The organism is Pseudomonas sp. NUPR-001 (assembly GCF_052147955.1).
Taxonomy (GTDB): domain Bacteria; phylum Pseudomonadota; class Gammaproteobacteria; order Pseudomonadales; family Pseudomonadaceae; genus Aquipseudomonas.
In genome coordinates this window covers 3,504,786-3,515,964 of the sequence record NZ_CP197353.1, presented here as the reverse complement: position 1 = coordinate 3,515,964, position 11,179 = coordinate 3,504,786, and the positions used below count along the sequence as shown (strand labels likewise).

At 62.5% G+C, this 11,179-nt stretch carries 13 protein-coding genes; all 13 read right to left on the bottom strand.

Annotated elements, in window-relative coordinates; genetic code table 11:
- The 13 genes from ACP6KB_RS15690 to ACP6KB_RS15630 all read right to left on the bottom strand — a co-directional run bounded on the left by ACP6KB_RS15690 (position 1) and on the right by ACP6KB_RS15630 (position 10,835).
- Positions 1–663, bottom strand: a complete 663-nt coding sequence (locus tag ACP6KB_RS15690) for a hypothetical protein (protein ID WP_023098614.1) — start codon at positions 661–663, stop codon at positions 1–3.
- Positions 660–1,235, bottom strand: a complete 576-nt coding sequence (gene pilL2, locus ACP6KB_RS15685) for a PFGI-1 class ICE element type IV pilus protein PilL2 (RefSeq protein WP_023098615.1) — start codon at positions 1,233–1,235, stop codon at positions 660–662. The genes ACP6KB_RS15690 and pilL2 overlap by 4 nt, the downstream gene beginning before the upstream one ends.
- Before the next feature lie 112 nt (positions 1,236–1,347).
- Positions 1,348–2,091: a hypothetical protein gene (locus tag ACP6KB_RS15680; RefSeq protein ID WP_023098616.1), complete on the bottom strand. Its 744-nt coding sequence runs from the start codon at positions 2,089–2,091 to the stop codon at positions 1,348–1,350.
- 257 nt (positions 2,092–2,348) lie between these two features.
- Positions 2,349–4,628 (bottom strand): DEAD/DEAH box helicase family protein, encoded by a 2,280-nt coding sequence (locus ACP6KB_RS15675; RefSeq protein ID WP_023098617.1) that lies wholly within the window; start codon positions 4,626–4,628, stop codon positions 2,349–2,351.
- A gap of 101 nt (positions 4,629–4,729) precedes the next feature.
- Positions 4,730–5,041, bottom strand: coding sequence for a hypothetical protein (locus ACP6KB_RS15670; protein WP_023098618.1), 312 nt, complete (start codon positions 5,039–5,041; stop codon positions 4,730–4,732).
- A gap of 90 nt (positions 5,042–5,131) precedes the next feature.
- Positions 5,132–5,437 (bottom strand): hypothetical protein, encoded by a 306-nt coding sequence (locus tag ACP6KB_RS15665; protein WP_023098619.1) that lies wholly within the window; start codon positions 5,435–5,437, stop codon positions 5,132–5,134.
- A gap of 72 nt (positions 5,438–5,509) precedes the next feature.
- Positions 5,510–6,673 carry a DUF6094 domain-containing protein gene (locus ACP6KB_RS15660; protein WP_225321758.1) on the bottom strand — a complete coding sequence of 388 codons (1,164 nt, stop codon included), beginning with the start codon at positions 6,671–6,673 and terminating at the stop codon, positions 5,510–5,512.
- 16 nt (positions 6,674–6,689) lie between these two features.
- Positions 6,690–7,340, bottom strand: coding sequence for a hypothetical protein (locus ACP6KB_RS15655; RefSeq protein ID WP_023098621.1), 651 nt, complete (start codon positions 7,338–7,340; stop codon positions 6,690–6,692).
- Between the two features lie 78 nt (positions 7,341–7,418).
- Positions 7,419–7,679, bottom strand: coding sequence for a hypothetical protein (locus tag ACP6KB_RS15650; RefSeq protein WP_442107950.1), 261 nt, complete (start codon positions 7,677–7,679; stop codon positions 7,419–7,421).
- Between the two features lie 11 nt (positions 7,680–7,690).
- On the bottom strand, positions 7,691–8,089 hold the full coding sequence (locus tag ACP6KB_RS15645) for a hypothetical protein (RefSeq protein WP_023098623.1): 399 nt from the start codon (positions 8,087–8,089) through the stop codon (positions 7,691–7,693).
- A 94-nt stretch (positions 8,090–8,183) separates the two neighbouring features.
- Positions 8,184–8,843 (bottom strand): DUF3275 family protein, encoded by a 660-nt coding sequence (locus ACP6KB_RS15640; RefSeq protein ID WP_023098624.1) that lies wholly within the window; start codon positions 8,841–8,843, stop codon positions 8,184–8,186.
- A gap of 88 nt (positions 8,844–8,931) precedes the next feature.
- The gene (locus tag ACP6KB_RS15635; RefSeq protein ID WP_023098625.1) at positions 8,932–9,759 is read right to left on the bottom strand and encodes a DUF932 domain-containing protein; all 828 of its coding nucleotides are present in this window, start codon (positions 9,757–9,759) and stop codon (positions 8,932–8,934) included.
- 155 nt (positions 9,760–9,914) lie between these two features.
- Positions 9,915–10,835, bottom strand: a complete 921-nt coding sequence (locus ACP6KB_RS15630; RefSeq protein WP_023098626.1) for a DUF3577 domain-containing protein — start codon at positions 10,833–10,835, stop codon at positions 9,915–9,917.
- Positions 10,836–11,179: the final 344 nt, after the last annotated feature.

Sequence of the window (11,179 nt, the reverse complement as noted above, 5' to 3'; positions counted from 1 at the left end):
TCAGGGAATGGCCACGCGACGGATCTGCTCCCCGGCACGAAACACGGCGGTGTTTCGGTCGATATCTTGCAGACGCCAATGGCCGATGCTTTCGCCAGGCAGTAGCACCTGGATTTGAGAGGCGGAGAGAGCGCCACCTGCCGGTGCGACCGATACCGTGCGCTGGCCTGCACGCAGTTCCGAGCCAATCACTCGAAATGGCATGGGAGCCTCCGCTGGCTTGACTGCTGCCTGCTGCACGGGATGGGGCTTGCTCGCTACGGTGCTGCTGCGTGCTGTCGTTTGGCGCGATTTGATTTGTTCCAGATCCGCCCGCAATGCAACAAGATCCTCTTGGCTGGCAAGCGTGACCAATGCCTGGTCCAGGGAATCAGCGCGGGATTTCAATGACTGGTGCACCTCCTGTAGTGCCGTAGCGGTCGCCGGCGCAGGTCGCTCTTGCAGAGCACGATTGGCCTGCACAATCTCACCCACGCGTGACTCCAGTGCTTGCAGACGCTGCACGGAGCTGTCGAGCTGAGACTGTCCAGCAAGCTCGCCGGTTATCTGGAGCGCGACCAAGACCAACGCCGTCAGGCCCACAAGCCACGCCCACAGCAATATGTGGGCGAGAGATGGGGCGCGCGATGACTTCGCCGCGGGAAGGGGGTGTGATGTGGTCATGGCTGGGAACCCTCTTCAACCTGGATAGGCGGGATTGCTCCGGTGGGCGGTAGTTCTTGGATGGGTAGAGCCCCCTGGGCTCTTGGCTGGACGAAACACACCTGCCGTGAGCGGTCATCCACTTCCAGATCCCAGACCGGCCCGATAAGGGTGAGCAGCGCGTCACGCAGCGTCATGGGGCCCAACTGCAGATGGGCGGCGGGCATTGGGAGCGAATACAGCTGGATGACCGCGTGTGCCGTCTCGCACATCTGGTAGCCGCTGCGTTTGAGTACGTGGCGCAGACCATCGCCTATGCTGGCTCTGGCCTCTTCCGGCATCCGCACGTCAATCACCTGCTGAAGCAGGTCACGCTGCGCTGTGAGCGGTGCCAGTTCGACGAGGGTGTAGCGGCCGTAGCGCGCCACCGGAATGAACTCCGGCTCCAGTTGTACGCGAGCAGAGATCGCCGCTTCGTCCGGAACCGACTCGATGACAGCAGGCGCTGAAGCGGTGGCGCAGCCGCCAAGCAGTGTGGCGATGCTCAACAAGCCACACGCGACCGCGCGGGGGACGAGACTGAATGTTTGCATGGATCGGCTTCCTGTTGCAGTAAGCCGATACCTTCGCCGGGCGCCTCGACCCAGTCAGCAAAGAATGCGCAATGGCGCGCGCCCAGTTTTTACGGGATGTCGGTCGGCTACCTCAGGCAGCCGACCTGGAGGTGGGCTTGCTGGAAGTTGTTACGCTGGGATCTGCGTACGACTCCTTCTTGACCCGTTCCCATTCGTCCTTGAGGATCTTCTGAGACTTGGCGATCAGCTGTTGCTTGATCGTTCCGAAGACCTTCTGAATGTCTGCAGGCGGAAGCGAACTCGCGGTACGTTGGAACAGGATGGTGGATGTCTCCAGCTCCTTCATGAGGTTTTTGAGTTCCTGATGATCCACTTCTGTCATATTCAATCGCAACTCGATACGCAACTGCAGTTCCAAGGCCTCCAGGCGCATTTCGGCGATAGGCTGCTTGAACGCGTTGAGCGCTTGGTCGGAGATCTCCTCGGTCCGGGGTTCGCTCACGATGGCATCCCACCGATAACATATCTCCTGCCATAGCGACAGGTATCTGGCGATGTCTTTTCGCAACTCGTCAATCCATATCTGCCGCTTTGCAGAGACGTTGGCGTTTGCTATTCGACGCGATGCGAGTTCCTGCATGGACAGTTGCTCGCTGAGTGCTTGCTTCTGCTGAAGCTCTAGCTGAGCGGCCAACCTTAGCTGTGTCTTACGCTGCGATCGAGCTACCAGCATTTGCGTGAACGAGGCGACAAGAGCGGCAAAAACGGACACAACTACGGCAGCGCCCGCGATCCAAACCTTGTTGATGAACTCGGTGTTTTGCATCGCATCGTGCACGATTCTCTGGATCGCGGCGACATCATCTGGACTCATCTTCTTTTCCTCCGATATGAACGTTTTTCCAATCCGAGACAGCGTTTTTCCAAAGCAGCAGCCTAGCGACTCCCGGCGCGTTGTCAGTGATGCCGCACTCAACTTTTTTCGTAATCATCACCTTAGCAATCGCAGCAGATTGCCTTCTGCGAGTAACCTAATCGACTCAGTTTACCTATCGCCGACAGGGTTACGCGATTAGGTGATTCGTGCACGAAAAAATGCCGGCACCCGAGGGCGCCGGCATACAAAGACCATCAAGCAGCAACAAGCTGTCTGGCCAGGGCGACCTCTACCGAATCACCGTCTTGGTTGAGCACGTCGAGCCCGGATTCCGGGACGTCGCCTGACGTGCTCTGGGACACCAGGATCTTCTTGGCCATCAAGGCCAGGCACGTCATCTGCGACGTGGCCGCGTACCCCAGGTAGATCACCCGCACGTGCAGCTTCTGGCCGATGCGCCACGAACGGCGGGCGGCCTGCTGCAACGTGTAGATGTTCCACCCCGACTGCATGAACACAATCGTGGGGAACTCCAGCAGATCCAGCCCCGTCTTGACGAGCTCGGGGTTGGTGATGAGGACATCGATCCCCCGGTCGAGCTGCTCGGCGATCCAGTCTTCTCGGCGGCTCGCATCCACGCTTGCGCGCAACACAGCGACCTTGAAGCCTTCCTGCTCCAACAGCCCTTTCAAGCGCGACGTGGTGTCGCGCGTACCGGTATAGACCGAGTAGACCAGGGTCTTGCGACCCGCTGCCTTCTCCTCGCGGCAGATGTCGATCAGCTCACGCTCTTTCGGCATGATCTCCAGCTCGTTGAACTGAGCCGGTGTGAACGCCAGGACCTGGCGCGTGCGTGGGTGACGCACGGTTTCTGCACGGAAGCAGCAGTCGGACCAGGCCAACAGCACGTTGAGCACCACACCCAACAAGGTGGTATCCCGCTTGCGCAAGGCCTCCTTGAGTTCCGCGGTCAGGCGCGTGGCCAGGTCGCGGTAGGCGTGGGCCTGTTCGGCATCCATCGCGATTTCCCGGAACTCCTCGTCATACGGCGGCAGCATGCCCCCGATGTCGCGCAGCTTCAGGAAGATCGTGAAAGGCAGGACGCAGCGCAGGACACCTTTCGGACCAAAGCCCGGTGCCTTCACCGTTCGGACTGTGATCTTCGAGCCTTTGGCCGTCTTGTGGGCTGGCCCGTCGCTCTCGGAGTAGATGTCCTTCAGGACGCCGTGGTCCCGCATGAACGCCATGGCGGCCGCGTTCATGCTGCCGTTACTGCTGGGACGGTATCCGTCCTCGATCATGCGCGTGGGCAAAGCCCGGAACAGCAGATGAAAGAGGTCGTCTGCGTAGCCCCCCATGAGGGTGCCGGTGAGCAGCAAGGTCTTGCGGACCTTGGCTGCGATGACGCCCATGGCCTGGCCTTGCGCGGAACCACCCGTCTTGTACTCATGGGCCTCATCGGCGATGAGCAGGTCGAAGGTGCCCTGCGGGAGATAGCGCTTGACGTACTCGGAGGCTTGGTAGCCGCCTTCGCCAAAGCCGAACTCCATGCTGGACATCGCGCGTTCCATGCGCTGTGCCTGGCGATCGGAAAAGACCAGTTCTCCCCGGTCGTCCATCAGATTTATGAAGTTGTGGAGGTTGTCGCCAAGCATCGAGGCCAGGAAGCCATCTCCGAACGTCTTCATCAGCTTCTGCGCAGTGGCTTCGCCGATCGTCGGGATACGCTTCAAGGCCCGCAGCACGGCCGAGTGCTGATCGCTGCCGGACAGGGTTCGCGGGCGAACCAGTGTCCACATAGCGGTGTTGCAGACGCCACACCTGCGGCGGACTTCCTCCGCCTCCAGCTCCAGAGCATTGATCGGCTCGCCGTCAAGGTTGTTGACGACCGTCCCGCAGTGCGGGCAGGCCCCCATGACGCCGTACCGGGTGCGCTTGCGTGTGAATGCGGGCCTCCAATGGAAGCCCATGCGCATGCGCACCCTGCCGATGATGAAGAACTCCTGGCCAGCGGCCGGCACACCCAACTGCTCGCGCAGCTTGATGAGCTTGAGCAGCGTGTCAGGGCCGTTGAGCACCCAGACCTTTGCGCCTGCGACAGTTTCCAGAATCTCCCGCCTCCACTTGTAGACCAGGTGTGGCGGACTGAGGACGAGGGTGCGGCGATAGCCTTCGGCGTGGAGAACGGCCGCCAGCGCGATGCCGACGGTGGTTTTGCCCGTACCCATTTCGCCATTGACGATCGCCGCCCGCTCGCCATGGTTGGCGAGCAGCTCGGCGGCGGCATGGACGACTTCGGCCTGGGCTGGGAACAGCTTGCGCTTGAGACCGGCTAGCACGAGCTGACGGTGGGCGTGCGGCGTACCGCTGTAGACGGGTGGATTGGCCCGGTTGAGCGAGTCCAGCAATTCGTCGCCGAACTCGGCGACGAAGTCTTGCAGGCTCAGGGAGAGCTCGCTGGATGCGGGATCGAAAAGGTCGTCGGTCGTGGGCGAGGTGTCTGCGGCGGGCGCCGCTTCGAGTTGCATGGTCATGGTGATGCTCCAAATAAAAGGGGCACGCACCGTCCCTGAGGGCTGATGAATGCCCCAGGGGGATGAAAGCGAAGTTGCGACCTATGGCCGCCGTGGTTGGATCAGTACTCGCTGGGTAGCAGCAGCGTGGTGACGCTGCGATCCCACTCGGTGATGACCCAGATCTTCAGGTCGGTGGTGACCTGGTAGGAAGAGAACAGGCGATCTTCACCCGATTGCAGCGCGGCGTCGTTCTGTTGCCGGTCGCTGTCATCGAGATCGCCCCAGTCACCGCTGAGATGGCGGCGCAGGTACGGGGTGGGATTGAGCCGACCCTGACGGATCAGCGCATCCACGCCTGAGGTCACGACCATCTGGCCGGGGTTGAAACGCCGCGTGGGACTGGCGCTGAGGGAAACTGCTTCGGTTGCCATGGGGCCTCCTGGATAGGGAGAGCGGGGCCATGGCACCCCATCGGGGCGACATGGCCCCAGTGGGTTGATGAATGGTGCGGGTCTACCGAGTCAGTTCTCGGAAGCCAGCACGATGTGGGTGGCACTGCGATCCGCTTCGGTGAAGATGCGGATGCGCTGGCCGTTGGTTGCAACATAGAACGATTCGAGCTTGGCCTCGGATTGGATTCCCGCGATGTTCGCTTCCCATTGGTCAGCGGGGACATCGCCCCAATCGCCGCGGGCGTGACGCCGCAGAAACTGGAACGGTTCTTCGGTGCCGGCACGAATCAGGCGATCGACGCCTTTGCTGATGATCAGCGCCCCGATGGGGAACTGCAGTTGGTGGATGTAGGTGTCAATCCTGATCGACGCCATCGATAGTCCTCCTTGGTGATTTCATTGGGCCACAACAGCGCGTCCGCCTTCGAGCGCGCTACAGCCTTGTGCTCAGTGGATGGTGATGACTTGCCCCAGTGAGGCCGAGTCGGGAGACAGGTCCCATGCGCGGATGACCGGCACGAACTTGTCCGTGAGGATGCGTGTCTCTGCGATGGAGCCATCGTCGCGCTCACGGTGCTCGACGGCGGTGGCCTTGCGCTTGTAGGTGTCGCCCTTGACGGCCAGGATGCGGCCGCTTTTGGACTGCACGACACCCGAGATGGCGCCAGCCGCAAGGGCCAGTGCCAGGTGCCAGTGGGACAGAGCACGTGCCGGGGCACGCAGGGATTGCTGGGCAGCACCAAGGTGTGTCTCGAATGCGGGCCAAAGGCCCTGCAGCCGGTTCACTTCCTCGGCGAACTGCGCCGGCTCCATGCTGATCCGGTAGAAATGCTCCGGCTCGACCGAGGTCGTGGGAACCACATATGGCAGCGATGTCCACTCGGACGGAAGTTCATCCGCCTCGACTTCACCTTGCCCGATCTGTAGCAATCGGGCCCGGACTGCCTTGGTGTCGTCACCGACCAGCTCGCGCTGGCGGATCCGACGTCCAAATACGACCACCTGCTTGAACTGCGTATCCACCGCACGGTGAATGCTCAGATCGGTGAAGTGTCGCGTCAGCCACCCGACCAGTTCGGCGTCGAGCACATAGGACGGCACGATGAAAACCAGGATGCCTTCGTACTGCAGCAGCTGCAGCGTCTTCTGATAGAACAGCTTCTCCAGCCTGGCGCGGCCCTTGCCTTCGTAGCCGATGTTGCCATTGGCATCCTTGGACAGGTCGCCGTAAGGCGGGTTGAGCCACAGCAGGCTGAACGACTGGCGCGAGACCAGCGTGTCCATGAGGTCACCGTGGATGCAGTGATCGACCAGAAGCCGCGCGTGATTGGCACGCTCCTGGTCGTACTCCACGGCGTACGCGCGGACCTGCGCATGCCCGAGGGCATGCGCGGCTTCCGCGATGGCCACACCTTCACCTGCGCAGGGATCAAGGATGCACATCGGCCCATCGCTGGGCGCCAGTGCGCTGAGCGCTCGTTCGAGCGTGGATTCGTCGGTCGGGTAGTACCCGTTCTTGGCGAAATTGCGGGCGAGCCGCGGGAACATCAGTGCCATGGCAGTCTCCTTATTGGCGGGGGGATAAAGGTCGGATGCGCGCGCAGAGCGCACATCCGTGACGGGCGGATCAAGCCATCGCTTCCATTGGCAGCTCGGCGTGAGCCGGTACCGGGTAGGCGGTCAGGACGCCGCGGCGGATCAGTTCGCCCAGGGCATCGGTGAGAACCGGGACATCGAGCCCGATCCGGAAGCCCTGCAGCGGACCAAGGGCCACCGTCAGGGTTTGGAGCATGTCGCGCTCGCGCAGCAGCGCCAGTACCGGCGCTTGCCAGTGGTCCAGCAGCGGCAGTGGACATGTGTCCTTGACCAGGTGCCACAGGCGCAAGGTGGGATCGGCCGAGGCACGCGGCAGCAGCGTGAGCGCGCTGGCCGTGGCTTTGTCCGGACGGGTGCAGCGCCGGTCGAACAGCCATAGATTGACCATCGAGCCGAACAGCGTGCGGCGATAGGAGCGTGTCAGGCGCTTTTCCAAGCGGTCGACCGATCCGACGAACACGGGGATGGAGCCCCCTTGATCGGTGATGAGGTGGAATTGCTCCAGCCCATCTTCGTCGCGGCCCAGCGTCAGCCGGGCCAGAAACTGCTGGATCGCGGTATCCCGCGCCCAGATTGAGAGAAAGATCAGATCGCCCTGATCGCTGCAAACGCATGCATCGGCCATGAGGTCGCTGCATTCATCGATGCGGTACAGGGGGTTGGGAGATAAAGGTTCAGGCATGGTGGTGTCCTCGATGAAATGAGGGGCAGCACCGCCCGCAGGGGCAGTGATGCCCCGGAAGGAATGAAGGAATGCGGACTACTCCGGCTCGAAGTCCCTGGCGTGCGGGTTGAAACGCAATGCACGTTCTGGGGTACGAATCGGCGTGAAGTCCTGGTGGTACACGTTGATGAGATAGCGGTCGCGGTAGCCGATGGCTTCCCGCGCCTGTGCGTCGGTCAGGCCGGCCTGGATGAAGTCCTCAACCAGTTCCTCGTCTGAGGAAACCTCGTTGTTGGACAGCTGGTCTTCGACCTGGCCCAGCAGCTTGGGCGAGAGGGATTGCAGCGAAGTGTCCATCGCGTCCTCCTTCAGGCCACGGCCAGTTGCGACGAAGCTGCCGGCCGGCGCCGCTGAGCGTGATAGGCCCGAACCTTCTCGCGCCAATCGGGCGAGATCTCTTTGGCCATCTCGAGATAGCGCAGCGGGCAGGTGAAGTAGTACGGTGACACGGACTCGTCCATGCCCTTGTACCCCCACTGACCGCCACTGCGTTGGAGCAGGTCGCAGCGGATGTAGCACATGGACTCGCCGGGCGCGAGTTCCTGGTGAACGCCTTCGGCCTTGGCCGTGATCTCGACAACGGACCACAACACGTTGCCACGCAGCGTATGCGCGATGATGCGGACGCTGGCGCGCTCGCGCTCTTCGGGTTGGATGAGGTCCCGGATCAGTTCTGACCGGGTGCGTGATGAGAAAAGCCAGCCCATGATGAAGTTCTCCTGCAAGAAAATGCCGGAGTCCTCCCTGGCGGGACGGAGCCCCGGCGGGTGGATGAAGATGCCGCGGATGCGGCGAGGCAGATCAGGCGGCCTGTTGTTCCGGCCGGTTCCACTGCTGTGACTTGAAGTCGAGGGCGTAGCCCAGTTCGCCCAGCCGGGCGATCTGTGCACGCAGGGTGCGGCGGTCGATGGTCGAATCCAGTTTCACGGAGTCGCCCAGCGGCCACAGCAGGCCGAACAATGCGGCATCGTCACTGTCGGGGCCGCCGGAGGCAGCCACGGTCGCAGATGGCGCATCCACACCAAAGGGCGTGGTATCGATCAGCGGATCGGCCGAGGCCTGCACAGGATCGGCAGCAGGCTTGACCGCTGGCGTAGCCGATGGCTGAGTCACGTCCTCGTCCAGCGGATCGACCTCTTGCGTGGCGAAGCTGCGAGCCTCGTCCTTGCTCAGCCGGTCCAGGCCCGAGAGGGTCATGCCGTCCAGGTTGGCGCGGATCTCGAAACGCATTCCGCCGGCCGTGGGATAGGCCTTGGGATAGATGAAGCGGATGTGGAACTCCCCGTCGTACTTGCCTTCGGGGTACTGCTCCAGCTCTGCATCCTTGACGGCGAACTCACCGATGGCGGTGACCAGGCGGCCGACATTGAACCGGCCATTGCGGCCGTTGATGGTGCGCAGCGTGAGCTGCCCGGGGACGATGAGGGGTGCGCTGGACTTCGGGGCTGATTTGGCCGCCATGGTGTGCTCCTTCGATGATTGGGGGGATCGTGAGATCCAAGGGAAAAAGAAACGGACCGCACCCGCGAGGGGTGTGATCCGTGCGGCGCTAGGCCTTCAGTTGGCGCATGCCATCGGCCAGCATCCACAACGCCCGGTTCAGGCGCAGGTTCTGGTCGATGCCTTGCACTTCGCGGGTGCGCTGCCGGCGTCCATTGGACGTGCGTGCCGTCAGGCCACCCTTGACCATGTTTTCCTGGATGCGGTTGAACACCGACCACAGGTCCGGTCGTCGATCGTCGAAGCGCCGGGGCGCAAGCAGTTGAGTCTCCGTGACAGGCGCAGGCCTGGTCGGATCGTCGTACTTGAGCGCCAGTGCGGAGCGCGCGAGGATTTCTTCTTCCCCTGTTTCCAGGGTGATGACGCGCATGGCGTCTCGCGACGCCTGCACCTGCTCGAAGCCCTGGAGGACCTCGTAGGCGCCTTCGATCACCTCACCGGCCACGTCGCCCTTGTGGGGGACACGGATGTCGGCAGTGGTTTCACCGCAGACCAGGCCGTTGTGGCAGACGAAGCGGAACATGCCGGCCAGCATCTGATAGCTGCTGGTGCCGTCATGGCTATTGAGCAAGATGATCTCGTTGGCTTCCGAGCCGTTGATCTGGCTCGCATGGCGCATGCGGATCATGTGCTTGGTGAACTCGCGCCGGTCTTCGTTGCGGACACGGGTCTGGCACACCATGAAGGGCTCGAAGCCCTCCTGACGCAGCTTGGTCAGCACGGTCGCGGTCGGTATGTAGGCATACCGCTCGGATCGGCTTCCGTGGGGAGCGTCAGCGAAGATGGAAGGGGCAACAGCACGGATCTGGTCGTCCGACAAGGGACGATCCGCGCGCAGCACCGGGGAACGATGGGCAAAGCGGGTTGCGAGAGACATGGCAATTCTCCTGAGATAAGACGTGCATCTGCCTGGGCCGGATGGCCTGGCTTGACGCTAGGGATGAAAAAGCGCGAACGCGTGCACCTCCCCGAGGGGAGGGCACGGATCAGGTGGGAGAAACGATCAGGCCCCGGAGTGGAGCCTGACGTGGGTCAGAACGAAGCGGCCATTGCCGGTTCGTGCTCGACCGCTTCAGCTTCGTGCTCGCGCGGGGCGGGCTCGGTGGGCTTGGCGGCGTCGCCGATTTCGGCAGTGCTCTTGGCCTTGGGCGCTTGTGCGTCCGGGGTTGCAGGTGCTTCGGTTTTGTCCGCAGGAGCCGGATAGACCTGCTGGCCATCGACCTTGATCAGACCGATGTGGATCAGCGTGGACTCCAGGCTCACGCCCGGTTCGCCGGCTCGTTCGCCCTTGGTGCGCACGTACGGGTCAGCCCGCATGTCGTTCAGCCGGAAGGCGATCAGGACCTTGCGTTCAGCCTCGATGGCCTGAACGCAGCGACGCACCAGGTGCTGGGCGTCGGTGGTAGCGACGATGGTGTCGAAGTAGCGATACTCCGGCTCATCGACCGGACCGGTCAGTGCGCCGATGGTGCACGACAGGAACGGATCGCGGTCCTTGGGAGTGACCTCCTTCGGACGGCTCAGGTAGCCGATGCCTCGGGTGATGAGCTCGTGCTGCTCGATCTTAGCCAGTTCGGCGCGATCGATCACCTCGGCTTTCAGCAGGCGCCCCTTGAGGCTCGCTGCCACTTCACCCTGACGTTCACCGCTGGGGCGGATGAACGCATCGCCCCAGAGGTCGCCGAGCCGGAAACGGACCAGCGGACGCTGCTTGGGATCATCGATGCCGACGTACGACTGAACCAGCTTCTTGGCCTCGGTGCCGGACACCTTGACGTCGAAGTAGCGGATGGACGGCTCCTTGGCGGAACCAACCAGGGCGGCGATCGTGCAAGCCAGGAACGGCTGTGCGCGGCGACCTCCCTTGACGGGAACCTCACGGGCACGCTGCAGGTAGCCGATGCCGGAGGTGTGAAGGTCGAAATAGGATTTCTCGTTGGACGTGGTGCTCATGGTGAATCTCCATAGGAAAAGAGCGGAGACACACCAACCCCACGATGCGGGGAGAGGTGCGTAACCCCGCGATGGGTTGAGAACGGCAAATGCATCCACCACCGGCGAGCCGGTGGCCGTTCGCGCATGGATGCGGTGCGAACTGGTGTGGTCACGCAGCGGGTGCTGCGCCGCAACCTCGAAGACCGATGGTTGCCTGGCATGTCGCTGACAACGTCAGCAAGCATGGACGCAGCGTCACACCATGCGCGCCGGGCCGCCACGACCAATAGGAAATGCCCCGAGCCCGTTTTGCGCAGGCCCAAGAAAGAGAGCCTTCGACTGGCGAAGGCTCTTGGGATGCA